General features: G+C 46.4%; 24 protein-coding genes. 8 read left to right on the top strand and 16 right to left on the bottom strand.

What is annotated here, in order from left to right; translation table 11 throughout:
* Positions 1 to 148: 148 nt before the first annotated feature.
* From QUA20_RS20650 to QUA20_RS20660, 3 genes are all read right to left on the bottom strand, one after another.
* On the bottom strand, positions 149 to 2,557 hold the full coding sequence (locus QUA20_RS20650) for an EF-hand domain-containing protein (protein WP_333190909.1): 2,409 nt from the start codon (positions 2,555 to 2,557) through the stop codon (positions 149 to 151).
* A gap of 153 nt (positions 2,558 to 2,710) precedes the next feature.
* Entirely contained in the window at positions 2,711 to 3,361 is a 651-nt protein-coding gene (locus QUA20_RS20655; RefSeq protein ID WP_333190910.1) for an RNA ligase family protein, read from the bottom strand.
* 77 nt (positions 3,362 to 3,438) lie between these two features.
* Entirely contained in the window at positions 3,439 to 4,683 is a 1,245-nt protein-coding gene (locus QUA20_RS20660; protein ID WP_333190911.1) for an HhoA/HhoB/HtrA family serine endopeptidase, read from the bottom strand.
* Positions 4,684 to 4,885: 202 nt separating this feature from the next.
* Between QUA20_RS20660 and QUA20_RS20665 the strand changes: the two genes are divergently transcribed.
* Complete coding sequence (locus QUA20_RS20665; RefSeq protein WP_172190877.1) at positions 4,886 to 5,239, top strand: metal-sensing transcriptional repressor; 354 nt, start codon at positions 4,886 to 4,888, stop codon at positions 5,237 to 5,239.
* A gap of 297 nt (positions 5,240 to 5,536) precedes the next feature.
* Here QUA20_RS20665 and QUA20_RS20670 read toward each other — a convergent pair whose 3' ends face one another.
* On the bottom strand, positions 5,537 to 5,974 hold the full coding sequence (locus QUA20_RS20670; RefSeq protein WP_333190912.1) for a helix-turn-helix domain-containing protein: 438 nt from the start codon (positions 5,972 to 5,974) through the stop codon (positions 5,537 to 5,539).
* 967 nt (positions 5,975 to 6,941) lie between these two features.
* On the opposite strand from QUA20_RS20670, the gene QUA20_RS20675 reads away from it, so the two are divergent.
* Both QUA20_RS20675 and QUA20_RS20680 read left to right on the top strand, forming a co-directional pair.
* Positions 6,942 to 7,586, top strand: coding sequence for a pentapeptide repeat-containing protein (locus QUA20_RS20675; RefSeq protein WP_172190875.1), 645 nt, complete (start codon positions 6,942 to 6,944; stop codon positions 7,584 to 7,586).
* Positions 7,587 to 7,845: 259 nt separating this feature from the next.
* The gene (locus QUA20_RS20680) at positions 7,846 to 8,622 is read left to right on the top strand and encodes a pentapeptide repeat-containing protein (RefSeq protein ID WP_333190913.1); all 777 of its coding nucleotides are present in this window, start codon (positions 7,846 to 7,848) and stop codon (positions 8,620 to 8,622) included.
* A gap of 7 nt (positions 8,623 to 8,629) precedes the next feature.
* Here QUA20_RS20680 and QUA20_RS20685 read toward each other — a convergent pair whose 3' ends face one another.
* The 10 genes from QUA20_RS20685 to speB form a co-directional block, all read right to left on the bottom strand.
* The gene (locus QUA20_RS20685) at positions 8,630 to 11,635 is read right to left on the bottom strand and encodes a GAF domain-containing protein (RefSeq protein WP_333190914.1); all 3,006 of its coding nucleotides are present in this window, start codon (positions 11,633 to 11,635) and stop codon (positions 8,630 to 8,632) included.
* A gap of 376 nt (positions 11,636 to 12,011) precedes the next feature.
* Positions 12,012 to 12,464, bottom strand: a complete 453-nt coding sequence (locus QUA20_RS20690) for an NADAR domain-containing protein (protein WP_333190915.1) — start codon at positions 12,462 to 12,464, stop codon at positions 12,012 to 12,014.
* Positions 12,465 to 13,011: 547 nt separating this feature from the next.
* Complete coding sequence (locus QUA20_RS20695; protein WP_333190916.1) at positions 13,012 to 13,539, bottom strand: hypothetical protein; 528 nt, start codon at positions 13,537 to 13,539, stop codon at positions 13,012 to 13,014.
* A gap of 207 nt (positions 13,540 to 13,746) precedes the next feature.
* Positions 13,747 to 14,295 (bottom strand): ribosome recycling factor, encoded by a 549-nt coding sequence (frr, locus tag QUA20_RS20700; protein WP_172190871.1) that lies wholly within the window; start codon positions 14,293 to 14,295, stop codon positions 13,747 to 13,749.
* Complete coding sequence (pyrH, locus tag QUA20_RS20705) at positions 14,282 to 15,010, bottom strand: UMP kinase (protein WP_216670679.1); 729 nt, start codon at positions 15,008 to 15,010, stop codon at positions 14,282 to 14,284. The genes frr and pyrH overlap by 14 nt, the downstream gene beginning before the upstream one ends.
* A 131-nt stretch (positions 15,011 to 15,141) precedes the next feature.
* Positions 15,142 to 15,540, bottom strand: coding sequence for a peptide-methionine (R)-S-oxide reductase MsrB (msrB, locus tag QUA20_RS20710; RefSeq protein WP_172190869.1), 399 nt, complete (start codon positions 15,538 to 15,540; stop codon positions 15,142 to 15,144).
* Positions 15,541 to 15,637: 97 nt separating this feature from the next.
* The gene (gene modB / locus QUA20_RS20715; RefSeq protein ID WP_333190917.1) at positions 15,638 to 17,455 is read right to left on the bottom strand and encodes a molybdate ABC transporter permease subunit; all 1,818 of its coding nucleotides are present in this window, start codon (positions 17,453 to 17,455) and stop codon (positions 15,638 to 15,640) included.
* A 70-nt stretch (positions 17,456 to 17,525) separates the two neighbouring features.
* Entirely contained in the window at positions 17,526 to 18,335 is an 810-nt protein-coding gene (gene modA / locus QUA20_RS20720) for a molybdate ABC transporter substrate-binding protein (protein WP_333190918.1), read from the bottom strand.
* Positions 18,336 to 18,524: 189 nt separating this feature from the next.
* Positions 18,525 to 19,082: a thioredoxin family protein gene (locus QUA20_RS20725; RefSeq protein ID WP_333190919.1), complete on the bottom strand. Its 558-nt coding sequence runs from the start codon at positions 19,080 to 19,082 to the stop codon at positions 18,525 to 18,527.
* A 134-nt stretch (positions 19,083 to 19,216) separates the two neighbouring features.
* Entirely contained in the window at positions 19,217 to 20,146 is a 930-nt protein-coding gene (gene speB, locus QUA20_RS20730) for an agmatinase (protein ID WP_333190920.1), read from the bottom strand.
* 381 nt (positions 20,147 to 20,527) lie between these two features.
* Here speB and QUA20_RS20735 point away from each other — a divergent pair, with 381 nt between their 5' ends.
* Positions 20,528 to 21,436 (top strand): alpha/beta fold hydrolase, encoded by a 909-nt coding sequence (locus tag QUA20_RS20735; protein WP_333190921.1) that lies wholly within the window; start codon positions 20,528 to 20,530, stop codon positions 21,434 to 21,436.
* Between the two features lie 183 nt (positions 21,437 to 21,619).
* On the opposite strand, the gene QUA20_RS20740 is transcribed toward QUA20_RS20735, so the two are convergent.
* Positions 21,620 to 22,573 carry a M10 family metallopeptidase C-terminal domain-containing protein gene (locus QUA20_RS20740; RefSeq protein WP_333190922.1) on the bottom strand — a complete coding sequence of 318 codons (954 nt, stop codon included), beginning with the start codon at positions 22,571 to 22,573 and terminating at the stop codon, positions 21,620 to 21,622.
* A gap of 158 nt (positions 22,574 to 22,731) precedes the next feature.
* Positions 22,732 to 23,142, bottom strand: coding sequence for a hypothetical protein (locus QUA20_RS20745; protein ID WP_333190923.1), 411 nt, complete (start codon positions 23,140 to 23,142; stop codon positions 22,732 to 22,734).
* A 143-nt stretch (positions 23,143 to 23,285) separates the two neighbouring features.
* Here QUA20_RS20745 and QUA20_RS20750 point away from each other — a divergent pair, with 143 nt between their 5' ends.
* The 4 genes from QUA20_RS20750 to QUA20_RS20765 all read left to right on the top strand — a co-directional run bounded on the left by QUA20_RS20750 (position 23,286) and on the right by QUA20_RS20765 (position 26,941).
* The gene (locus tag QUA20_RS20750) at positions 23,286 to 23,969 is read left to right on the top strand and encodes a response regulator transcription factor (protein WP_333190924.1); all 684 of its coding nucleotides are present in this window, start codon (positions 23,286 to 23,288) and stop codon (positions 23,967 to 23,969) included.
* Complete coding sequence (locus QUA20_RS20755; RefSeq protein ID WP_333190925.1) at positions 23,966 to 25,513, top strand: ATP-binding protein; 1,548 nt, start codon at positions 23,966 to 23,968, stop codon at positions 25,511 to 25,513. The genes QUA20_RS20750 and QUA20_RS20755 overlap by 4 nt, the downstream gene beginning before the upstream one ends.
* 42 nt (positions 25,514 to 25,555) lie before the next feature.
* Positions 25,556 to 25,681: a hypothetical protein gene (locus QUA20_RS20760; protein WP_333190926.1), complete on the top strand. Its 126-nt coding sequence runs from the start codon at positions 25,556 to 25,558 to the stop codon at positions 25,679 to 25,681.
* Between the two features lie 123 nt (positions 25,682 to 25,804).
* The gene (locus QUA20_RS20765) at positions 25,805 to 26,941 is read left to right on the top strand and encodes a DUF4241 domain-containing protein (protein WP_333190927.1); all 1,137 of its coding nucleotides are present in this window, start codon (positions 25,805 to 25,807) and stop codon (positions 26,939 to 26,941) included.
* The last annotated feature ends 1 nt before the right edge of the window (position 26,942 follow it).

Genomic DNA, 26,942 nt, shown 5'->3' on the forward strand with positions numbered 1-26,942 from the left:
CAATTGCCTGGAATTGCATTTCGCATCGACTTCTTTGTTCTTCCTTCTGCTATAAATCTACTCAGAATGTTAATCACGTTAATTTGTCTAGTTTTTTATAATCGGTAAAAAGTTAAGCTTAAAAACTTAACTTTTTACTGGCTGATATCTAAGCAACCTCTACGAACACACCGCTTCGAGCAAACTGCTCTTCTTCAGGACTAAAGACTGGAGCTCGATCCACAAGGTCAGGGTCAAAGTAGTATGTCTCTTGTAGGAATTGTCCGGTGACGATCGCCTCCTCCAACTCCTTGATGTAATCTTGGGCAACTAAGCAGGCCTCCTTGATGCCTTCCTCATCCCTCTTATCCAACAGCTTTTGCAATGTTGCTCTCACACCTGTCAGTCGTGCCGCGGGCTTGAGCATACCGTAGAGGCGGTACATCCGATCGGTGGCAATGCTGATGTGTTTGAGGGCGTTGGCTCGTGCTAGCTCAGAGTCAATGCTGGGCCAATAACGAGTGGTATAAAATGCTTTCTCATCCTTGTGATACCACTCCTCCGATCGCGCAATTGATGAGGAGACAGTATTGTGCAGCTTCCAGAAGAATAAGCGCAGGGAAGCGCCATCTACTACGGTGGACAGCTTCGCCTCCATTGATACCTCAAAGTCATTCAGACGCGGGTCGCGCCCAAGCACGAGGTACTCCACAGGGTACATTTCCACCTCTTTATTCTGCACGACGTAGGCGTTGAGGTGGTGGCGGCAGTAGGGGCAGGGATACATAGTGGCAAACAGCTTGAAGAAGTCCTTGAAGATTGCCACCAGAGTTTTTTGCTGTTTGGGGGTCTTGGTAGAGACGATTTCAGCCGTAGTGTGGAAGAAACGCCAAACCGCAGGGCCAATATAGTAAGGGAAGCTGACGCGCATTTGTGAATTCTTTATTTCACTGCGATCGATATAAACGTCAATGAACGATACATATTGCGAGAGTTCGCCAGACTCCCGCCCAAACTCCAAGCGTTCGCGCCGTTTCTGTACCCCGTTCAGGTAGTTGTGCGTCAATCGCCATGCCTGTTTGAGCATTAGCTTTTGTTTTGGAGCGCATTTGGGAAAGCTTTCTACAACATCCGCCCCATAGCGCCCAAATTCCCCTGACGTTTTAGTGGCTTCGTACCACTGGTTTAAAGCTGCTTCGTCAGCCACCGTGTTCAAGGGGATGTCTGCTGCTGTGCTGACGCTGAAAGCAGCCAGCAGCTTCGGCATAAAGTCTTCATACCAATAGGCGACTGGCATCATCGCACCATCGATTTCCTCTGAGGCATCCGAGAGGATGACTCGGTTCCACTTCTTCAGGTACTCTTTGGGATCTCCCTCGGATTGGGCTGGTGGCGGTGCCATTTCCTCACTCAGTTCCATTTTTCTCAATCGGTTGAGTTCGTTGACGGCAAGCACACCCTCGGCGATGTCCCGCAAGTTAAGACTTTTCTTCTTGATGGTGATTGCAAACTCAACTCCCGCCGCAAACTTTTCCTTGGCGCTGGCAGACTTACCCCGCGCTTCCAACATGGCTTTTTGTTCTGCCAACATTTCTGGAGTTTTTTCTATAGTCTTCCAGTTTTTGATGCGAGCTTGCAGTCTGGCATATTCATCTTCGATCGATTTCACTACTGCATCCAGTACAGGGTTGCACGCAGACTCTACTACACCTAATCCTTTATAAAGCGCGATCGCACTCCTGACAAATTGTACAAAATCAGCGATTCTGTATGGCAAGTTTCTCACGCGCAGGTGAGTCTCGTGGTTGGCGGAAAAACTCTCGCGGAAGCTGCGGTAGGCTGCTCCCTGGATCAGACGAAACAAACCAATCTGCATCTGCAAGCGGGAGGTACCGCGCTTGTTCTCAGCTTGTGGGTGTTGCGCGAGTAGTTCTTTTAGCCGCGCTATTTCTGGATTGCTATCGGTGGGTGCTTCTTCTAGATTAGGTTCAATATTGGCAGAAGCTGCCTCGTTGATAGCAGTTGCTGTACTTGCGATCGCAGCCGCTGTACTGTCTGAAATCTCGGTTGTCTGTGTACCGACAATCGGAACGGGTGAGTCTTGATATCCGGTTGTGAGCTCTGACTCATCCGGTACCAGTTTGCAGAATTCCTTAAAGTCAATTGAGGCATCCCCGTCATGGTCTACCTCTTTGATGATCTCATCGAGCTCTTGCTCTGTCAGCCCAAACTGGCTCATCACGCCGTGCAGCTCGTCTCTGGTGATTTGACCGCTACCGTTTTCATCAAATACACTAAATGCCATTTTGAGACGACTTTGGCGATCGCCCTGCTGGGACACCATCAGCATTTTGAATTCCTCAAAATCGATACTGCCCGACAAGTCTACGTCTACTTCCTTAATCATGTCGCGCAGCTCGGTTTCGTTAGGACTCTGGCCTAGCGATCGCATCACTTGACCCAGTTCTTCTGATGAAATACCACCGCTCCCGTCCGCGTCAAATACTTTGAAGGCTTCCCATAACTTTGCCACATCTTCTTCAGTCATGGCTTTTTTTTCAAGCTCCACAGATGTCATAACTAAATCTTCCCTGATTTTTTTATTGGCTGTCTATTGATTACGACCAATATACTTTAATTCCTGATGAGGTACGCAACGGTATTGTCAAATCCAAGGAGATTGCCGATATCTCCCACTTTGGCTTGTGACAGTCGATCTATCAGTTTGATATTACTCCCAGTAATTTTCCCAATCATCCTTAAAAGCTTCCTGCAATCTTTGCATATACGCATCAGTCTTAATCTTCACCATCCACAGATTATTAGCATTGCGGCCTCCCTTGCACACAACGCCTTCATCCACACCGTATTTCCCCTGCCGAAGATCGTCCATAAACTTGCCTGTCAGTTTGCCGCGATAAATCACTCGCGCAATATTTAATTTACCAAAGTCCTGAATAAACCGATCGGGAACAACCATACCGCGATCGGTTTCCACATCAAAAAGCACCAATTGTTTGCGATCGTCCTTTTGGTGCATTCCCGCAAACGAATTAGCACCAAAAAACTCTGTAAACACAGTAATTTCAGCGCAGTGATACTGTTCGTTATCTCGAAATATAGACTCTAAGGGACTAGCAAAATCTATCTTAAATATTTCAGGTGCTGCTTCTAAACCTGGATGTGCAGCGTTAAATTCTGCAATTCCCATCTCATCCAAATCAAATCTACTGCGGCGCGTACCAAAAGCATACCAACCGAGTTCTACTTCCCAAACCCAATGCAAATTAGTACCATCGTACTTCTCAAAAGCTATACACTGTTCATTAGGGCAATTTTTACTATCTGGAATTTTGGGATAGGCAAGTTGAATTCGTGTCATATAGAGGAAGGAAGAAGGAAGAAGGAAGAAGGAAGAAGGAAAGGTTTTCTAACAGTTTACCCCCTTCCTTTTCACTTCTAAAAATCTTGCAATTGAGCAGTTTGAACGGCGACTTCTTTAATCTGGGCACCGCGGCGCACCTTCAGTTTTAGAATTTGACCGATTTCACTGTTGTCCACCAAACTTTGCAACTGTTCGGCCTCAGTCACTCCCTCACCGTCAATTTGAACTATCACATCCCCTTTGCGAATCCCTGCTTTCTCAGCAGGCGTATTTGGCACAACTCGCATCACTAACACTCCGTTAACTTCCGGGACAATCAAAGGAGCATTGGGGTCAGCGTTATTCTCTCTGGCCATTTCAGGAGTCAAAGCAATCATCTGAATCCCCAAAAACGGATGGCTGACTTGTTCTCCCTTGGCTAGCTGCGCGTAGATGGCCTTGGCTTTGGCGATCGGAATCGCAAACCCAATACCCATTGCATCAGCTCGAATCGCCGTGTTGATGCCAATCACTTCTCCTCTGCTGTTTAACAGGGGGCCGCCGGAATTGCCGGGATTGATGGCGGCGTCGGTTTGAATGAAATCAAGGCGCTTGTCGGGAATGCCGACGGCTGCACTAGAGCGTTTGAGGGTGCTGATAATGCCCAAGGTGACGGTGTTGTCAAATCCGAGGGGGTTTCCCACGGCGATCGCCCAATCTCCTACTTTCACCGCGTCGGAATCTCCCAAGGTGGCAGTCGGTAAGTCGAATTGCTTAGTATTAATTTTGACAACAGCCAAATCTGTTACTTCGTCAGTACCTTGCACTTCTCCTGGAAATGTCCTGCCGTCGTTTAAGGTGACAGTCACTCGATCGGCTTTGTCAACTACGTGAGCGTTGGTTAAAACAATCCCGCTTTTGTCAATGATGAAGCCGGAACCTTGACCGCGTAAGCGTTCTTGTCTGGGGGTCATGCTGCGTAAATCTTCTCCCAAAAATCTGCGGAAGAAGGGATCTTCCATTAAGGGGTCGAGGTTGCGGCTGACAGTCCGCTCAGTATCAATACGGACAACGGCCGGCCCGACTCGATCGACGGCGGCCGTGACAAAGCTGCCGGTATCCCCCGGTAGTTCTGGACTCCGCAGCGCTAACAGTTGCGGATTCGGGGGAGTGGCGGGGGAACTCTGGAACTCTAAGTTGGGCGGATTGGTGCCATCAACGGCGGCAGCGGGTGCAGCATTGATCGCTAAAGCACTCAGGGCGATGGTCATTCCTAAAATTAGTGCGAACCAAGGAGCAACGGTTCGGGGCGCGGGGCGAAAAAACTTAAATAGTGGCATAGCGTCAATCTTGGTTACTCTGGGTTAGTCTAGTAAAGGTATTCGATCGTGCGGAATCAATAATCTGTCGCTATGAAGATCCTAAATATATTTTGACAGTTACAATACAACAGTTACAATACATGAGTCAGGAGCCAGTACAAACTCAACATATTCTCAATTCTAACTTTTTCTAACTTTTAAAATTGCCCTTGTAACCCCGATGATTATATCTGATACTTCTACTGACAAATCCGTAGCCTCAAATTCCCACCACCATCACGACGATAAATCAGCCCACCCTCACCTTCACAATGAAGAATCCATGCGGCGGCTGGTCAATCGCTTGTCTCGGATTGAGGGACACGTCCGCGGCATCAAAACTATGGTGCAAGAAAACCGTCCCTGTCCCGAAGTTCTCGTGCAAGTTGCTGCGGTTCGAGGAGCGCTCGATCGCGTAGCGAGAATCATTCTCGACGAACATTTAACTGAGTGCATCGCCAGAGCCGCGAAAGAAGGCAATATTGATACCGAAATAGAAGAGTTGAAAGCGGCTTTGGATCGATTTTTGCCTTAGCCCCTGCCAATTTTTACATCCATATAACAAAACCTGCAAATTAGACAAAACTTGCAAGTTATGATTTCTGGCGAATTTTTTAAACATTTTTCACAAACGCGGGAAAAGCGTCAAATTTTCTCCCCCTCACCCCAATCGCCGCCGCATATAATTTCTATGCCCCGCAGTGTATAAGAGCGCGTTTTGTTAAAAAAGAATTAGTCAGGTTTGTCGTGACGGCGGAACTACTCAAAAACTTCAAAAGCTGACTGCAAACCATTAGATAATCGGTGATTAATCGGACTTGGTATGAAGTCTCTAGACTTTTGTCAGCTTGGCTTTTAGGTGGTATCTGACTGTTGCGTAAACCGCTTTATAGGAAGCTTCAATGCTGTATTCCTCCTGCAACCACTCTTGAATTTCTCCATAGCTTTTAAAGCCTTTCTGAGGGTCGCTGAGGCGCATTGCCAAACTAGCGCGGGCCAGATGAGGAATGGCCGGCTTGCGGCCGCCGCTGTGCTTTGTTTCGAGGAGTCCTTCGAGTCCGTCAGATCGGTACTTTCTCAGCCACCGCTGCACTGTAATTCGGTTTACCCCGATCGTCATTGCCAATTCTTTAACTGTCTTAACATGAGAAATTTTGAACAGGTAAAGTGCTTGAATTTTTTGAAAGCCACTTGCCGTTTTTTGTTCATTTAACAAGTTTTTTAGTTCTTCACTTGTCTCTGTAATGCTAAGTTTACATACTCCAGCCATATCAATTACCTCACGATTAGGGTTATACAATACCTTTGTTTGAGAATGGAGCAAAATTCGCTCCTAAATGCTCGCCTTTTGTTTGCCATCAAGCAATACAAAAAAAAGCGCTCTCATTAAACTTTTTGATTCTTGGACGCACTGAAACGCTCAGAAAGCGGATTTTTTTAACCTGGAGCAAGGATTGCAACGAAGTTTTTCGGTAAAAAACCGGGTTCCTGGGTCAGTTTTGTATTTGATAGACAAGCATCATTGCTAATACTGATAGCAGCCGTTAACCGAGCGACTGTAACATTAGCTGAATAGGTGACTTTTAAGGAATACCATTTTTGCTCTTATTGTTAAATATTTATATCATGGTTTTTTTGTATTTATTGATTGGTATTTTTTGCGAACGTATGGGTGATTGTTAGTCATTAGATGATAGCAAACAGGCTTTGTCTGTACATTAGCGATCGCATTTTTATACAGACATTCTCCTACTACCAGAAGTGCATTTCTGACTTTCGCTGTGCGAGAAATCCTGATATATCTACTCTCCGATCGCCCGGAGCGGCTAGCGCCGAGTGACGTTGCAACCGACTTTCACAGCAAGCGGACAATTATCTGTGAAACTACTTGCTCGATCGCCAGTTGAGTAAAACACGACGAGGGTGGCATTGTCAATTTCTCAGCATTCTTGTATAAGTATCGGCTATTTTTTCCAGCCTGCTGTGATCGAAATTGTGGTTCCTATGTGATACTACTAACACCAATTAGTGATCTAAATCACGTTAAGACTCAGTAAGCTCAACTAGCCACAAAAAGTTATGGGTTCGATCGGACTTTCCACCTAAAACCTTGCAGATTGAGGGAAGTCTCACCATGAGTCTGAATCTTTCAGAACCTAAAATCTAAAATAGCAGAACATCCGGTGTAACCAGCTTGCTGACAGTATTCTTCATTTAAAAGGTGTAGAGAAGCCACAATGAACGTTGACGAACTGCTCAAGCTATACGCAATAGGAGAAAGAAATTTTAGCGGGGTCTACCTGCACGAGGTGTACCTCTACGAAGCAGAATTGATTGGAGCCAATCTGTATGAAGCCGACCTGATTGGAGCCAATCTCAGCAAAGCCAAACTCAACAGAGTCAACTTTGGCAAAGCCAATTTGTGCAAGATTAATTTGAGCAGAGCAGACTTAGGTGGAGCCGACCTCACAGAAGCACTTTTAGCTGAAGCTAACCTGAATCGAGCTGAGTTGATGGGAGCGAACCTCAGCAAAGCAGACTTGAGCGGAGCTTCCCTGATACAAGCAACTTTAATTGGAGCCAACATATCTCGGGCAACACTCAGCCGTGCAGACTTGCACGGAGTAAATCTGTACGGAGTAAACTTGCGCAGGGCAGTGCTCACAGAATGCGATTTAATTGGCGCAAACCTAAGCAAAGTAGACCTCAGTGGAGCTGACTTAATGGGGGCGAATCTAATTAGGGCAGACTTGACTGAAGCGATTTTAAGTGCGTCAGACTTAAGCGGCGCAAACCTGTTGGGAGCAAACCTTACAAAAGTCAACCTGAGCGGAGTATATCTTAAGGGTACGACGATGCCCGACGGCACGATTCACGAGTAATTTATTTGTTAATTTTTATGGTTGCCGAGAACCGCGGCTAAAGGGTAATGAGTAATTCATTACCCTAATTTATTGGCAGGGAAGTGTTTATTTGACACTAAGGTAAGGCGGATAACTTCAATGTAGGGTGCTGATGGCGCACAGAACTCCTACATACGGCGAGCCAAAGGATTTGTTGGTTAACTCGTGTTATGGTGATTTTCAATTGCTTCGATAAAAGCTATTTTAGATTTAATATTTTGGATTTTGGACGGTTAAAATGAAACTCAGAATCCTCGCTGCTGCAACGCTGCTGAGCGCGATCGCCCCGATCGCTCCTGCACCCGCCGAGAACATCCAACACACGCAACAATTACTAGCCACCAGAGAGTGCCCCAACTGCGACCTCAGCAGTGCGGGCTTGGTCTTAGCGAATTTAACAGGAGCCAATCTCAAAGGTGCTGACTTGAGGTTGGCTAACCTCAGCCGAGCCAACCTCACCGGGGCTGACCTCAGCGGTGCCAACCTCAGCGGCACCAGCCTGTTTGGCGTCAACCTGACAGGGGCCAACCTGACGGGGGCAAACCTCAGCGGTGCTGATTTGAGAAGTGCCTATCTCAGCGACGCCAATTTGCTCAACGCCAATTTAACTAACGCGCAACTGCTCGGAGTTAGAGGAATGCCAACCAATATCGGCACGGCTGAAGACTTCTACCGGTTGGGAGTGCTGGAAGCTCAAGCGGGAAACTACAGAAACGCCATTGATTATTACAATCAAGCACTGAATCTGAAATCGGATTTAGCAGCCGTTTATTTTGCGCGCAGTATGTCTCGCGCTGACTTGGGAGACTTCGCCGGCGCGACTCAAGACGCTGCAAGAGCAAACCAACTTTTTGCAGCTCAAGGAAATCCCCAAGGTCAGGAGTTGTCAAAGCAGTTAGCCGAAGCCATTGTGGCGCGCCAAAAGCCTACGGAAGCCCGCACTGCCAGCCGCGGCGACTTTATGAGTCTTCTGGGTTCGATCGGTTCTGTTCTGGTGAAGTTGATCTTGCCTTAACAGTTACCTAATTCTGTGGAATCTCGATCCTGAATTCTGTACCCTGGCCAGGTATAGAAACACACTTGAGTACGCCTTGGTGTTTCTCAACTACTATTTGGTAACTGATAGACAGTCCTAAACCCGTGCCCCGACCGACGGGTTTAGTAGTAAAAAACGGATTAAAGATGTGAGAGATTAACTCTTTGGGGATACCGTGACCGTTGTCGGCAATATAAATTCCTACCCTTTTTTCATCGATTAATTCGGTGCGAATCCGAATGCAAGGGGATGGGAAATCAGGAATCAAACATTCGGTGCTGGCATTTATATCTAGTGGCTCGACAGCCAGTTTTTGCGAGCTTAAATGTGTCGCCGCTCCACTTGCCACTGGAAAGGGAAGATTCATAACTCGCTCTCTTTGTCTCATTTCTAGGGCGTCAAGGGCATTGCCGATCAGATTCATAAATACCTGATTGAGGGAGCTGGCATAGCATTCTACTAAGGGCAAATTGCCGTATTCTTTAATAATTTCTACGGTGTTGCGATCTGAATTGGCTTTAATCCGGTGCTGCAAAATCAACAGGGTACTGTCGATGCCCTCGTGAATGTCAACAGCTTTTTTCTCGGCTTGATCGCTCCTGGAAAAATTGCGCAAAGATACAACTAACTGGCGTATCCGGTCAACTCCGACTGTCATGGAACCCAAAATTTTTGGCAAATCTTCGGCAAGAAATTCGATGTCGATTGCTTCAGAGCACTCGCTAATTTCTTGGTTGGGATTGGGGTAGTGCTGGCGGTAGAGTGCCACCAAGCAGAGCAAATCTTTGGTGTATTCGCTGGCGTGGGACAGATTGCCGTAGATAAAGTTAACGGGGTTATTGATTTCGTGGGCGACTCCCGCCAGCAGTTGTCCGAGACTGGACATTTTTTCGGTTTGAATCAGTTGGGCTTGGGTATTGTGCAATTCTGTGAGGGTTTTAGCTAGCTGTTCGGCTTTTAATCGATCGGCAGTTGCTGCATTGAGACTTTCTTGATAAAGTTCTGCTTGGTGAATGGCGATCGCAGCTTGAGCCGCTAAATGTTGCACCAATTCCTGTTCTGCTGTTTGCCAAACTCTGGGCCCCGAACACTCATGGGCAATCAGCAACCCCCACAATTGGGAATCTTTGCCCCTCATGGGCACAATTAAACTTCCTCTCACCTGCAAATCTTCCAAAAACTCGCGGTGACAGGCTGTTAAATCCTCAGTATAAATATCATTAATTGCTCGCACCCGCCCGGTTTGAGAAAAGCAGTCTGAGGCTTCGGTAAAGCATTCTTGTGGAGATGTTATACCTAAAATTGACCGCCACTGGCCGCAAACAGCTTCGACAACTACCTCGCCCTGTTTGTCTTCTGCAAACTGGTAGATTACCGTGCGATCGGTATCCAACAAAACTCTGACTTCTCGCACAATAGTTTGCAGTATGGTTGTTAAATCTAAGGTGCTGCGAATCTGGTCTCTAACTCGCGTCAATACTTGGGCAAAGTCCAAGGATTTTTGCAATTGGGCGGTGCGTTCTTGAACTTGACGCTCCAAGTTGGCATTTAGGGCTTGGACTTCTTTATAAAGAACGTACTGCCCAATTGCCGCACAAAATTGGCTACCTATAGCTAAAGCTTGCTCTATATCCTCCGACTTCCACTCTGGTGACTGACCTTTTTTAATTTCTCGCCAGAGTTCAAAGGATTGTCTGGGAAGCCTTTGTGCAGCGCTGCTATCAAAGCGCCCCGCCCACATTTTTTCGGTATCAATTTCATTGCGAAAAATGGTCAAACAGCCGACTATTTTTTGTTGGTAGTGGAGCGGAATTACCAGCAAACCCCGAATTTTAGTAGTTTGGAAAGCGGGAACTAAAACTCTAAATAAAGGTTCTTTGTATAAGTCTGTAATTATCCAAACTGGAAATTGAGCATTAGTAAGAATTGGGAATTTAGGAATTTCTTCGGTATTTTTGAATCCTTTGGTTAGCCATTGCTGCCAGAGAGGATGAGCTTCGATCGCCTTGACTATTTCCCAGTCGGGAAGTGTGGGCTGTTCTCCTGTGGCGAAAAGTTCAAAGGTAGCATCACTTTGGGCAGGCGTAATGGAAAATGCTCGATCGATCTTGGGAACTGATAACTTTTCACCCTTGAGGTTGGGGGGGTTGAGATAGAGTCTGCCGCCACTGCCGCCCAAAGCGGTGACGGTGGCTTCTAAACCTTGTTGCAGTTGAATGTTAGCGTGACCGTACAACAGGGCTGCTATGCGGCTCACGGTAGCTTCCCGGGTGGCTTGACAGCGGGTTTGCTGGAGGAGGAGCGCGTGGGTGATAGCACTAGACAATTGATCTGATACGAGCTGAACTACTTCTAAATCTGCTGGTGAAATATTGAGGGGCGCACAGTGGTGAGACACTAAAAGTCCCCACAGTTCGATGTGAATTTTTTGATTGTTTCCTGGCTCGTATCGAGTCAAGCAGGTCCGGGCATCGCAGATATGTGTGTTGCTTTTTTCTGACGCGATCGTGCGGTGCAAAATCGGGACGACTAAGGAAGATTGCACTCCCATTGCCATCAGGTAAGCTGTGTGGCAAGGATCGAGCGCTCGGTAGTGCATCTCTTCATTTACTAAAGGTTGACCGGTGTCTGCAACATCAAGGGGACTCAGGACGATCGTCCCGGAGTTAACATCTATGATTGTCCGCAGGCGCATACTCACATACATCTCCCGGGCGTGTGCGGGAATGTCGTCTGCTGGAAAGTGCAGTCCTTTCAAGGAAGGGAGACGGTTGTTATTAATTGACTCAGCAACAACTTCTCCACTCCCGTCAACACTAAATCTGTAAATCATAATGCGATCTGTTTTCAAAAAAGACCGCACTTCTACTACCGTACTGGTTAAAATATCTTCTAATTCTAAAGATTGGCGGATGCGTTCTGTTATCCGCCGTACCAAAACTTCTCTGTCTAGTTTATGATGTAATTCTTGCGTATTTTCTGTGAATTGCATAATAAATCTCCTTTTGTAATTATACAATGATAATAAAAAGTTTTGATGTGCTGTTGGAGCGCTCAAACTCAAATGCACCACCCTGAGTTTTTGATTCAACCGATCTGTACAGTTAATCGGTGGCGCACTGGTGAGAGACGACGGTCTATCGCCTTTGGCGCCTTGGGATCATAAAAATCTGCGATCGCGCTGGTTGAGTCCCTGCCTTCAACCTGCTGAGCGACTTAAGCAAATAATAATTATTATTATTTTAATCCTCTTATAAATTTCTCGCAATATTAAACTCTTACTATCAAAACTATTGATTGTTAGGATAGTTTGACATTTATTGTAAAAGTTTATACAATGATAACGAACGAAAGAATTTGAATTTTTATCAGCCCGCAAGGCGCTGACTAATTTCCTTGCGCACGCTCATCAGAATTTTACCCAAATGATTTTGACCGGTTCGGTCGCAGCCACACCCCCAGTAGTAATCTGTTGGCGAATCCTCGACAATCATTCGATCCCCTGTGGCGAGGAGAATAGCTTGAATGTCTGTATGAACGAGAAACTTAGTTAAAACTGCTTCGCGCATAATAGGAATTTTCACCGCTTCCCAATCAGCACGAATCCGGTGGTTGGGATCGCGACCTAATTTGGCGGCTTCCTGGGGAGTTGCTACGGCTCGAATCGTCGCCACTAATCTTTCATCAGTGCTGACAAATTTTTGCGCTTGATAGTAATGTTCCACAGTCAACCAATGTTGACCGTGCAGACTAATGTCGTGTAGTGAAAAATTAGAAAAGCAGCCGTAAGGCTCCTCTACTTTATAAAAATAAATTATCATTAGATTTGAGATTTTATATTTTACAGGATTTAGGTAGAATGTAATTATTCATGGTGCGCCTAAAGCACCTCACCGCACTCTTAGTAACTTATCAAACCACTTTTTGTCAAGAGTATTTGAGATTAGATTCTACAAGCAGCGCGGGGCTGGTATTAAAAAAGCCTCGCATCGACTTTATTTAAAATAGAAGTTACGCTTTTGAACCCCGTTTATTGGAAAAAATTGGGCTTGGCCACAAAAAATCTAGGAATCAACTGGCTTTCTGAGGAATAGTGCGTAATTCCTATTTTTAAATTAACGATTAAGAATTGGGAATGAAGAATAAGGAATTGATTTAAGAATCTTCCTTTTTCCTTCTTTCTTTGTCCTAAAACGGTATCAGCTTTTTAAGAGCGCGGTTAGCGATATCAGCATAACGCAGTTCACCGCACAAAATTTTGCTTATCAACTGAGTAGCGATCAGCAATTTGACGCCCGCTCTGCAAGCAGCTCCTGTAAACTGATAGAAGGCTCTAGCCAAGCGACCGGCCCAAACCATATCAGTTCCCTATTTTTGGGCGATCGTTTGAGTATACTGCTCCTTAGCGTCGCCGGCACCTCCAAGAGTTCGATATATCGCCTGAGCAGCCTTAAATCGGCTAAATAGGGCAGGTCGAATCCCCTCGCCGGAGAGAGAGTCGGCGAGACAGATTGCGTCTCCTGCGAGCAGCATATTTTGCGAGTGCAATTGGCGATCGGCATCCCGCAGACTCATGGGGTGTTCCCGCACGTTGCTGACACTAACATCCGCACCGCACTTAGTGGCGCAGTCGGCCAAAATTTTCTTGATATCTTTTGGCTTGTCGCCGCGCATCGCAGCCATACTCAAAGAGTAGCCGTCAGCTTTGGGAAAGCTCCAGATAAAACCTTTTTTAATAGTACCAAAATCGAAATTGAGCGAATCGCCTTTGATTGAGCGAGTTTCTAAACTTGCGATCGAACAGAGTTTTGGTTCTTTCCAAAACAGAAGATCCCTGCTTTGCGTGGTGATAACCTGCTGTGCTACCTGCCGGGCTTGCACCGACAATAATGCCATCAAACATTTTTGGTTATGGGTAATTGGTTATTGGTAATTGGTTGTGGGGAACATGGAATTAGTAACTGGTAATTGCTAACTTATGAGCGTTAAATCTTGAGTTTTTAACTCACAAATCACAACTCATCGAGAGTCTGGGCGTTGTCCGCGGCCGGCTCTCGGCAATCTCAAAACTATTCCTATTCCCCAGGCCCAATTTCCCATTCCCTAAACTGTCGTGATATCTTTCTCTTTCGCTGCTAGAACTTCTTCTATTTTGGCAATGTACTTGTCCGTCAGCTTTTGAATTTTATCTTGCAAGTCCCGCGATTCATCTTTAGAGATATCGCTGCTTTTTTCCTGCTTGCGAATCGAGTCAACGGCATCGCGGCGGATATTGCGAATTGCAACTTTACCTTCTTCAGCAAACTTACTGGCCATTTTGACAAATTCTTGGCGTCTGTCGCTCGTCAGCGGCGGAATGTTCAAGCGAATAACTGAACCGTCGTTGTTGGGAACGAGTCCTACATCAGACAGGGAAATCGCTTTTTCGATCGAGTTGAGCGCTGTGCGATCGAACGGTTGAATGTTGATCGTGGTCGCATCCGGCGTGCCAATATTGGCAAGGGATTTGATCGGAGTTGGAGAGCCGTAATAGTCTACCATGACTCGATCGAGGAGGGAGGCGTTGGCCCGTCCCGTCCGAATAGTATTAAAAGACCGTTGAGTAGCCTCAACTGCCTTTTGCATATGATCTTCTGCTTCAGCTAACTTCACAAAAACCTCCGACAAGAGTTCCAATAGATTCTCCCATTACAGCTCGGTAGATGTTGCCCGACACCGAGAGGTCAAATACCATAATAGGAATATTATTTTCTTTGCAAAGGGCGATCGCGGTACTGTCCATCACCCGCAAGTCTTGATTCAAGACGTGTCCGTAGGTGAGGGTTTGATACCTGCGCGCGTTGGGGTTGAGGTGGGGGTCGGAATCATACACCCCATCTACCTTAGTAGCTTTAAAAATCACCTCTGCATCAATTTCAGCCGCCCGCAGAGCGGCTGTAGTATCCGTAGTAAAAAAAGGATTGCCAGAACCGGCACCAAAAATTACTACTCGTTTTTTTTCGAGGTGGCGAATCGCCCGCCGCCGGATGTAGGGTTCAGCTACTTCTTGCATGGCGATCGCCGATTGCACCCTCGTTGGCACTCCTACTTGTTCTAGGGCATCCTGCAAAGTGATAGCATTCATCACCGTAGCAATCATGCCCACATAATCAGCCGTTGCCCGATCCATACCTGCCGAAGCAGCTTTCACCCCGCGAAAAATGTTGCCGCCACCGACAACAATCGCGATTTGAATGCCTTCGGACACGACTTTGGCCACTTCCTGGGCGATCGACTGAACGACTATCGGATCGATGCCGTAGCCCAAGCTGCCCATCAGCGCTTCACCGCTGAGCTTCAGCAAAACCCGCTGATAAACCATCCCCATGCCGCCACTATTTTTTTACTCTGTTTGCCTCCACCATAAGATAGCAGCATGGGTGCATTTTGAACATCAATTACCCAGAACAGACCCAAAAGCCTGTTCCAGAACTGTTGACTGAGAACGGTTGACTACATTTAATCCTTGGGGACAAAATTAAGAGCAGCAGAATTCATGCAGTAACGCTGACCGGTAGGTTTCGGCCCGTCGTTAAATACGTGACCGAGATGAGCGTCGCAAACAGCGCACAGTACCTCTGTTCGGCGCATGAACAAGCTGTTATCCGACTCGCACTTGACATTTTCTTCGCTAACGGGAGCGTAGAAACTCGGCCAACCGGTACCGGAATCGAACTTTGTTTCTGATTTAAATAGCTCAGTGCCGCAGCAAATACACTTATAAGTTCCGGTTTTTTTGTTGTCGTGATATTCGCCACTAAAAGCTCTTTCCGTTCCTTTTTTTCGGGCAACTTTGAACTGTTCAGGCGTGAGTTGTTGTTGCCATTCTGCGTCGGTTTTTTGAACTTTTTCAGTCATGATTTGATGTTTGGTTAAGATGTATTTAGCTGCTGAGTGTTGACGGTTAGCTGTTAACTGTTGAGTGTTGACGGTTAACGGTATATTGCTAGTTAACTCATGCCTCCATTAATATTAACCTAATTGGCTCGAAATGAACATACCAGGGAAAAGGATTGTCCTTAATAGCCCTCCACTTTTCTTTGAAAACTTCGGCTTGCAAGTGATAATCTTGGGAATCATTGGGAGGCGAGTGCAATTTGAGATATAATGTCACCCGGTGCGGAGTTTCCACAGTCGAGGCGATCCAACAAGCAAAAGTATTTTCACGATCGCACCCGCTAACAAAACTCAGTTGATGAGCCCGAATTCCCACAGAAACTAGAGATTTGGGAATTGGTTCGACTACAGTCAGAGTGCAGCCCCAGTCGATCGCCTCCACGAGAGTTTCTGCGATCGGTTTAGCTGCTGAGAAATTCTTGCAGCCAGTCAACTGGGCGACAGTGAAATTGCCAGGGCGATCGAAAATGTTCTCTTTGGTATCAAAGGCGATCGGCCTTCCCTCAGCCAACACCAACAGATTTTTGCACAGCCGGTAAACTTCCTCTAAATTGTGGCTGACAAACAAAGTAATTCCCCGATAATTAGCCAGAGTCTGCATTAACTCGCGTTCCAGTTGACTGCGCAAGTGAGTGTCCAAAGCAGAAAACGGTTCGTCTAACAGCAGCAATTCTGGAGAAGGGGCGATCGCCCTCGCCAAAGCCACCCGCTGCTGTTGGCCTCCCGAAAGTTCGTGCGGGTAGCGGTTTTCCAGTCCCGACATTTGCACCGAAATTAGTTGTTCTTTTACCCGAACTTTTTGCTCGCTTTCAGATAAATGCTGCAAGCCAAACGCAATATTTTCAGCCACTGTCAGGTGAGGAAATAAAGCATAGTTTTGAAACAAAAAACCGATGCGGCGGTCTTTAGAAGGTACATTAATGCCCTGTGCGGAGTCAAATAAAACCCTGCCGTTGACGGCAATTTTACCGCTGCTGGGAGTTTCCAAACCAGCGAGGCAGCGCAGAGTCATGCTCTTACCAGAACCCGACGCGCCCAAAATTCCCAGCACTTCCGAGCCGATATCAAAGCCGACATCCAAGGCAAAGCCAGAGAGAGGTTTAAAAATGTTTAAACAAAGTCCGCTTTCCGGTTGTTTTTGTGATTTTGTGGTACAAGGAGACGCGACTTTGGGAAGATTTGAGTGCAGTCTTTGGCTCGAATTCGGTTTGGGCGATATCCTTTGTAAATCAGTCCAAAAATTAACAGCAGTTAGCACGCTCAAAGAAAGACTCAGAATAATCAAAACCCAAATACCAGCTTGCCTCATATCCCCTGCTTCCACAGCAAAATAAATTGCCATCGGCATAGTTTGAGTTTGTCCGGGAATATTCCCCGCTAACATCAGCGTCGCGCCGAATTCACCCAAAGCGCGAGCAAATGCGAGAATAGTTCCTGCTAAAATTCCCGGCCATGCTAGCGGCAACATAATTCGCCAAAAGACTTGCCACTCCGAGGCCCCCAAAGTGCGAGCAGCGTTGAGAAGATTGGCATCAATTTGCTCAAAAGCTCCCAAAGCAGTTTTGTACATGAGGGGAAATGATACAACTGTGGCAGTAATGGCGGCGGCTTGCCAAGTGAAAATTATAGTAAAGTCGAATTGTAGCAAAAATTGACCGATCGCCCCATTTCTCCCAAACAGCATCAGCAGCAAAAATCCGACTACTGTCGGCGGCAAAACTAAGGGAGAAATCAAAATGCCTTCAATCAAAGCTTTACCTCTGATGCGAGTTGAAAGCATCCACCGGGCGGCGGCTATTCCCAGGAAAAAGGTGAGAAATGTCGCAATAGTGGAGGATTTTAGAGATATCCAGAGCGGAGAAATATCAAATTCCATCTATAAATAAATCCGCGTTAATCAGCGCTTATCTGCTTTCATCAGCGGTAAAAAATCCCGAATTAGTTAGTTATCGAACTATGCCAAATCCATATTTCTGAAATACTATTTTAGCTCGATCGCCCGCTAAAAAGTCAACAAACGCTTTTGCAGCAGCGGGATTGCGCCTGTTTCTGATAACTGCCAGCGGATAAACAATGGGCGAGTGCAAATTTTCCGCAGCCGTTAGCCGCACAGTTACTTTGTCAGATGCTTTGGCGTCAGTCGCATAAACTATGCCAGCATCCGCATTGCCACTTTCGACAAATGTCAGCACTTGGCGGACGTTATTTCCTAGCACTAATTTTTGCTGGAGTTGCTGCCACAATCCAAGCTTAGTTAGCATTTCCTGAGCGTATTGGCCCACAGGTACGCTTTTCGGTTCGCCGATCGCAATTTTCTTGATTCTAGCATCTGTTAACTGTTTGAAATCGCTCAAAACTATGCCATTTTTAGGAGTAATCAAAACCAGGCGATTTGTCAGCAAATTGCGCCGCGTGTCGTTAATCAGCAAATTAGCTTGCTGCAAAGCATCCATTTGTTTGGTAGCAGCGCTCAAGAATACATCTACCGGGGCTCCCTGCTGGATCTGCTGTGCGAGGGCGCCGGAAGCACCAAAATTATAAGTGATAGTAATATTGGGGTTGCTGCCTTGATAAACAGTCTTGATTTCTGCGAAGGCTGGCGACAGACTGATAGCCGCAGATACGGTTAAAGACGTGCGCTGTTGGGCTGTTGCAACTGGAGAAACACTCTGAAATAAGTTCCAACTAATCAGCAGTGCTACCGCCGCAAGGGTTCCGACAATCAAACCGAGAATGCGTGTATTTTTTAAGTTCACCGAAAATAGTTTTTAATTTTAATTTTAAGTTACTCGGAAACCACTATAAAAGTATCTTCTTCTCTTTCTGGCTTCGCGCTCTTCGGGGTTCGTTAACAGAAGTTAGACGCTACTTAAAGCGATAAGGTGCGCAGTGCGCACCCCTACATAATTAGGTTCTGCATCCAGGATTGTTAATTTTAAACCTCGCTATTCTCGCCATTTGACAGAACAGCCGATCGCCTCTGTAGTTGAAGGCTCCACGGGTTGGTTGTTGAGCAATTGGTCGATCGCACTCCGCAAATAAGAAACTTGCACCGCCGCCGAATCGTCGGCGTTGTCGTCAATTAAACCTTTATAGCGCAGTTTGCCGTCTTGGTCTAACAAAAAAACCTCCGGCGTTTTAGAAGCCCCAAAACTTTCAGCCACATCTTGAGCAACATCTCGGATGTACGGGAAGTTGAGTTGATTGTTGGCTGCAAAAATTTTCATGTTCTCAAAACTGTCGTCGGGATGCTGGTTTGCATCATTAGCATTAATCCCGATTAAAGTAACATCTCGATCTTGAAAAGCTGCTTGAATTTCTTTCAGGCGATCTAGATACAACTTCACGTAAGGACAGTGATTGCACATAAATATCACCCCAATAGCTCGATATTTTTCTAAATAGCGAGCTAAATGGTGAACTTCTTCGTCAACTCCCGGCAGTTCAAAATCGGGAGCGTAGCCGTTAATCGGAGTGCCGGTTGTTTCCATTAGTAAACTCATTTTTTGAGGGTATGAAGATCGGTATTTGCAACGAAAGAAAGATGAAACTCCTGGTATCTATAAAATTGGCTGTTTTTGGGCTTTGTCTTAATTCTAGCCTTGCCCGCAGCCAATTTTAACTCATTCTTACCCGTTTATTCCTCGCCCTGTTTTAGCCAACCTTGAGCCAGAGCTTGATATCCAATAAGTTTGTATGCTAATTTGGCGGCGGTAAATTCTGAGACTACAGAATCTACAACAGGTGCTAATTCCATAATGTCACACCCGATTACTTCGTAGGACTCGAAGACGCGGCGCAAAAATCCGGTGAGGGAATACCAATTTAACCCGCCCGGTTCGGGCGTTCCCACCCCTGGAATTAAAGTCGGATCGATGCCGTCTAAGTCGATCGTCAAAAATACTCGCTTAGTTGTGATGCTGGCAATTGCCCGATCGACCCAATCCGGTTGAGTAGCAATTTCGCGAGCTCGAATCACGTTTAGCTGTTTTGCTTTAATCAAGTCGGCTTCTTCCTTGCAGATAGCGCGAATCCCGATTTGCAGTGTCGGTAAGCCCATATCGACAACGCGCCGCATCACGCAGGCGTGGTTGTGAATCGAGCCTTCGTATTCGTGCCGCAAGTCCCCGTGGGCGTCGATTTGCACGACTGTGAAAGGTTCATCCGGGTATGCTTGGCGATAACCTTCGACAACGCCTGCAGTGATGCTGTGTTCGCCTCCGAGGGAGATGACAAATTTATTTTCGGTAACTAGCTGGTGGACTGCGGCTTGGGTGACTTGCAGCATTTCTGAGGATGAAACCAGTTGTCTGTTGCGAGTATCGGCGATCGGCTCTTTTGTATAAATTCCGACATCGTAGCAAACTTCGGAATCCAATTCTTCGTCATAGCATTCGAGTTGATGAGAAGCTTCTAGAAGTTTCGCCGGCCCGTTTTCGCACCCCCGGCGGTAAGTGGTGGTAGCTTCGTAGGGAATTGGTAAAATTACTACTTTGGCGGTGTCGTAGTCTGGTACAATTTCGGACCCCAAAAACGGTACGACAGCAGTGGAAATGATCGTTGGCATAAGGGAAATTTCAATAAGGCAAACAAGTCAGCATCTTTAATCCTGACATAATATCGGCTCTAACTGCAAAGGAAGAAGGAAGAAGGAAGAAGGAAGAAGGAAGAAGGAAGAGGGAAGAGGGAAGAAGGAAGAGGGAAGAAGGAAGAGGGAAGAAGGAAGAGGGAAGAAGGAAGAAGGAAGAGGAAAGAGGGAAGAAGGAAGAGGTATTAACCGCAGAGAGCGCTGATGACGCTGAGGGAAGAGGGATGAGGGTTTGGGATTTATGTCCTAGCGGTTGCCTCGAATTGCGATAGGGTTTGTAGTAATGACTTGAGTCCTTTGCAGCCTTGCATTCATCTAAAATCTAAAATCTAAAATCTAAAATCTAAAATCTAAAATCCCATGACATTTTCTACTCCCACTTCGTCAACTGCTGTTGCACCTCAAACTTGGCTGTGGAAAGGCTTTCCGATTTGCTACCAGGCTGCGGGTTCGCAGGGGCCTGCGGTGGTCTTTGTCCACGGTTTCGGCGCGTCTTGGGGCCACTGGCGCAAGAATTTGCCGGCGCTGGCTGCTGATTGCCGCTGTTATGCGATCGACCTCATCGGTTTTGGCGGTTCTGCTAAACCAGCGCCCAAACTTGAGATTGACTATACTTTTGAAACTTGGGGACAGCTAATTGCTGATTTTTGTCGGGAAGTTGCGGGCGGGCCGGCTTTTTTGGTGGGAAATTCGATCGGCTGTGTGGCAATTATGCAAGCGGCTGTTGATTTTCCCGATATTGCTTCTGGCGTAATTTTAATCAATTGTTCCTTGCGGTTGCTGCACGATCGCAAACGCGCCGAATTGCCTTGGTATCGCAGTTTGGGAGCGCCAATAGCACAAAAACTTTTAAATGTCAAGTGGGTAAGTCAATTATTTTTTAAACAATTAGCAACGCCAAAAACAGTAAAAAAAGTGCTTTTACAAGCATATCGCCGTCCTGAAGCTGTCAGCGACGAACTGGTAAATATGCTGCTGAAACCTGCCCGAGATAGCGGTGCAGTCGAAGTATTTGTAGCATTTATCAGTTATTCTCAAGGGCCGCTACCGGAGGATTTGTTGCCGCGTTTGAGCTGTCCGGCTTTGATTTTGTGGGGTACGGACGACCCTTGGGAGCCGATCGCATTGGGGCGAGAATTGGCAAAGTTTCCGGCTGTTGAAAAGTTTATTGCGCTGGAAGGCGTAGGTCATTGTCCCCAGGATGAAGCGCCGGAATTGGTCAATCCTATTTTACTCGATTGGATTAAAGAGCGATCGGCGTTTGCATAAAATTAGAAATTAGGACACGGCAGTGCCGTTTCCCTACAATATTATCTTGGGTAGGGAAACGGCACTGCCGTGTCCTATGTCTCATAGGGAGACGGCAGTGCCGTTTCCCTACAATATTATTTTGGGTAGGGAAACGGCACTGCCGTTTCCTAGGTATGATAAGGAGTGCAGCCGGAATTGATATTACACGAATATGAAACTATCAAGAGTAAAGCCGCCTTGAATGACAGCAATTTGGTCAGATGTACCAGCCAAATTGATGGAGTTACCAACTATATTGTAGTTGGAAAGATTCCCGCTTAACTGAATGCGATCGATTCCTTGTTGGAAATCCTGAATCAGCGCAACTCCTGTTCCCTGATAGTAGCTAATTGCCGCATCACCGAGAACAAAAATATCTCTACCTCGACCCCCAATCAGTACATCGGTTTCATTGCTTCCCGGTGCAGCACTTGATGGATTGACTCCAATCAGGGTATCATTGCCGCGCAAACCTGAGAGTGTATCGTTACCATCTCCTCCTACTAAAGAATTGTTTTGGATGTTTCCGGTAAGGACATCTACATTCGGAGTACCTGTGACGTTAACGAAATTCTCTACCGTAAAATTCAGAGTGCCGATACCGGGTAGATTGTTAACCGCCAAGCGATTTTGCGACAAATCCACATTAATAGAAGCTGTGCCGCTGCCTGTAGAAGCATCGATGGTATTACTCTGTCCTAAAGGAGCAATTATTTGTTCTATATTTTGCAGGGTATCTGTACCTGCTGCGCCTTTATCTACAATACCTTTCGCCTCAAGGCTAATGCTGCTGGTAAGGGAAAGATAGCTCATTGTATCCGTGCCTAATCCTCCAATTATGCTATCAGTGCCGCTACTACCTAGAATGAAGTTATCTAAACTATCTCCGGTAATATTGTCGTTTCCTGCTGTGGTGCTAATACTGTTAGCTGGCGGAGGGGGTGGAGTTGGATTTTGGGAAGGTAGAGCAGAATTGGTAATTTGTGCGCCTTGATTTTGAGGTGGTTGGTTGCCCGGTGCGCCTTGATTTTGAGGTGGTTGGTTACCCGGTGCGCCTTGATTTTGAGGTGGTTGGTTGCCCGGTGCATTGATTGAATTAGGAAATAGTTGTGGCATGATGTAATTACCCGAATTAGTTTTCTAAGTTTGAATCAGTTGTCAGGCTAAAGAAATGAATTCTCGATCGACCTTTGAGTTAGTCTCTACAATCATTAAGTTGGTTGAATATGACATTTACCCCTGTCCTAGGATTACGGTTTTGTAATCTGTAGAAATTAGGGTTTTTCCGAATTTTGAGGTAAATTACGATCGCCCGGTGGACGCGGTGGAATGCCCAGAATTTTAATCAACTCTGCTTCAGTGACTCCCAACTTTTTCGCTGCACCGGGAATATCTAAACGAGGACGGGGCGGTGGGCTGGGCGGGCGATTATTTTCGCTTGGCGGTTCCGGCGGTTTGGCGGGTAGGCCCAAAGCTTCGATTAACTCGGCTTCGGTGACTCCTAATTGTTTGGCAGCAGCAGGAAAATCTATACGGGGCGGATGTCTGCGCTCTTGACTGGGTTCGGGCTGGCTCTGGGCTAGTACAGTATTAGAATTAGCTGTAGTCCGATCGGGGAAAGTCAAGCTGCTAAATCCCAGCAGCAAGGCTGTAGCAGGTAATGCGAGCATTGAAGCAATTTTCATGAGAGTTACGATCGCCGACCTAAAAATGTTTATAACTACATCAAATTCCCCAAACATTACCTGCACCAGTGCGGATGGATTACAGTTTTGTAATTTAAGTAAATCCCTGATGGCGGTATAATCGCAACCGAATCGGTAAATCTATGAATGTTCTATACGTTGAAGATGAAGAAAAAATTGCCAATTTTGTTTGTATCGGCTTGAAAGAACAAGGTTTTGTTGTGGATTATTGCGATAATGGCAATGATGGCTACGATCGGGCGATGGATAATGAGTACGATGCGATCGTCCTGGATATTGTTTTGCCCGGAAAAGATGGATTATCTATCCTCAAACATCTGCGAAAGGCTGGACGCAACGTACCGGTGATTTTATTAACTGCTCGCAATGAACTAGACGATCGCATTGAAGGGTTACATCTCGGTGCTGATGACTATTTAGCTAAACCGTTTTTTGTTGAGGAGTTAGTTGCTCGGATTTATGCTGTGGTGCGGCGTGCTTCGGGCGATCGCCAAAATATTCTGAGTGTTGGTCCAGTTAAGCTCGATCGCATTCTGCGAGAAGTTACCTGCGATCGCCATGCGGTAGAACTTACAACCCGCGAGTTTAATCTGTTGGAATATCTGATGCGATCGCCCGGCCGGGTACTCACCCGCACGCAAATCCTCGAACATATCTGGGGTTATGATTTTAATCCGAATACGAATGTGGTAGATGTATGTATTCAACGCATTCGCAAGAAAATTGAACCGATCGGCGGTACAGGATGGGTTGAGAGCGTGCGCGGCGTTGGCTATCGGTTTCGCAAACCAGATTCCCCATCGTGAAACTGCAATCTTTTCGTTTTCGGATTACTCTATTATCTGCTGTTCTGGCAAGTGTTGCTCTGATTGGCTTTAGTATTGTTTCGTGGTGGTTGATTTACGATGCTAAGGTAAAACGTCTTGATGCTGAAATCAAGAATCAGTTAATCCAATCTACCCGCCCGCAATCGACGCAATGGGATGTTTATAGTGATTCTTTGCCCTCAGTTTTAGGAATGAATGATGGGGAAACAACCGCGGCTTTGCTGGTGACTGATAGAGATGGTAATTTGCTATACCGATCGAGCCAGTGGCAAGATGAACTTGATGCTAATTCATTATGGCGATCGCTGCCCCAACCCCCTCCCGATCCTGCCAGAATACCTTTTCAATTAGAACCTCCCCCTCCACCCTATCCACCACCTCCACCTTATCCACCACCTCCCGATCGACCGGATTCATTTTCACCGAGAGAAAGAAGACCCCCGCGCGATCGACCTCCTCAATTCGATCGACCGAATTTTCCTCGAGTTTTCAAAGCTAAACTAGCAACCCAGCGTACTAGCAGGGCTGTTTGGCGTGTGGGCGCGATTCATTCTCCTCAGACTCAAATAGCGATCGCTGTTAACTTACAAGCGATCGATCGGGAAATGGCATCGATTCGCAATATCTTTCTATTTTCTATTCCCGTAGTGTTGTTATTCGTAGCAGGTGGAGCGTGGTTGATATCGCGGAGTATTCTGTATCCCATTGGGCGACTCACGATGGCTATTCGCAATGTTACCGTACAAGGGCTCGATCGGCGCGTCCCTGTCGGTTCAACGGATATAGAGTTTGTTGAATTAATTTTTGTGTTCAATCAGATGTTAGAACGTCTGGAGCGAAGTTTTAAACAAGCTTCTCGTTTTAGTGGAGATGCTGCTCATGAACTGAAAACACCGTTGGCAATTTTGCAAGGCCAACTAGAACGGGCTTTGCATCAAGTTGAATCGGGTTCTGAGGTACAGCAAACCCTGAGTAACTTATTGGATGAAGTGCGCCGTTTGAGTGAAATTACCCGTAAACTTCTCTTACTTTCTCTAGCCGATGCCGGACGTATGGGTTTACATTTGGTTGAAGTGAATATGTCGGCTTTGCTATCGGAAATTGCCGAAGATATGGAACTGCTAGCACCGCATTTAGATGTGCAAATGGCAATTGCTCCTAATTTATATATCAAGGGCGATCGCGATTTACTGGTGCAGATTTTGCAAAATCTAGTTGGTAATGCGATTAAATATAATTTACCGAAGGGTTGGCTCAGGTTACAGGCTAACTGTCAGGGAAAAAGAGTAATTGTCAAAATTGTCAATAGCTCTCAAGATATTTCTTTGAGGGAGCGCGATCGCATTTTCGAGCGCTTCCATCGCGGCGACTCCACACAGATCCAAAAAATCGAAGGATCGGGATTGGGTCTAAGTTTAGCAAGGGAAATCGCACGGGCGCACGGCGGCGATATTCAACTAGATGCTGCCATACTTGGTCAAACAGGGTTTATACTGAGTTTACCTGTGGGCGATCGCGATTAACTTTATAGCAGTGAAGCAGGACGAGTTATCTTAGCTAAGACTTTGGCTAATTCTGATTTTAAAGTTAACGGTGCGACTGGGGAAGTTAAGTTTTTGCTCAGTCGCGATCGCCACAGCAATGTAATTCTTTTGCAAGTGGTACCAGACACTCAATCCGATACAGGTTAAGATTTTATGCCAGTCATATCAAGTCCGGTTAAATAGATATGGCTTACCCAAGCAATCTTTGATATTGAACCACAAATCATATATTAGAGTAGTAAAAAAGTTTTATCTAACTGCGATCGCCTCATGTCCCCAAAGACTCATACCAACTTCATCGCAGCATTCGATCCCAATCAAGTCTACGAATCGCTCACAGAGGGTCCCATAACCAGTGATGTTTTTCAGGCGGGTGACTTAGTTTTACCTTCAGGGCGTATTATTGCTTGCGACCCCGGTTGGCTGTGGTGCAAAGACGTTGACCCGTTTAGCAGAACCGTTCCACCAGGGCGCTATCCTGTGTTGCTAAGTGTGGTTGACAGTGGGCGCACTGCCTGTGCGATGGTTAAGTTTTGCTCTGAATCCCCTGTCCGTTGGGAGATGGCTCTGCGTCGAGGTGAGGATTTGGCCGAGTTAAGACGGAATCAGTTTTTTGCCTATGGTGTTGATGCGGGACTGGGATGTTTTGTCGATGCTCAGGTAGTTGAGCGACGTTCTGATGAAGAATTGCAGTGTCTAGTCGAGCGTGCCATTGACCACAGGATTCAATTGGATGACTGGCTAGCAGCTCAGGAGCTGGTAACTCTATTAACCTACCCATCTCAGCAAATTGTGGATCAGAGTGGCTTCAATCTCACCCTAGACCCCGATATGCACACTTTCAATCTTACCCTAGACCCTGATACTGGGGGCAATACGATCGCATTTGGAAGTGGATACGGGGATGGTAGCTATGCCAGTTATTGGGGGTTCACAGCCGATGATGAACTGGCTTGTTTGGTCACTGATTTCCGGGTACTGCTTGAGCACATCACGGAAAATATCGAGATTGAAGTTACAAGCTTCCTAGAAAAATCCATAGAGCATCGTGACTTGGAGCGGCTTGAGATGGCTATAGGACTCAGCGTTCATCGCCCAAGTTGGGTTCAGCTTAGTGATGATTTCCTCAAAGATCAACCCAGCAACCCAGATTGCATAGTGGTTTTGGAAGGACAGGGGCGCCAGCCCTGGAGCGTCAATTTAGAGCCGGGCGGTCGATTTTCCGGCTGTCCTATGATGATGATTTCAGAATCGATAGAAGAGGATAGGTGGTACAGAGAATATTGGTTCAATGAGCCGTTGCAAGCCAATGCAGTATTGAAGATCACACTTACAGCAGATTCCATGTATATGTGGTACACTGTGTTCAGTAGCGATCGCGGAAAAAATGAAACCTTATTCGATTGAG

This window comes from Microcoleus sp. Pol7_A1 (genome assembly GCF_036701085.1).
GTDB classification, from domain to species: domain Bacteria; phylum Cyanobacteriota; class Cyanobacteriia; order Cyanobacteriales; family Microcoleaceae; genus Microcoleus; species Microcoleus asticus.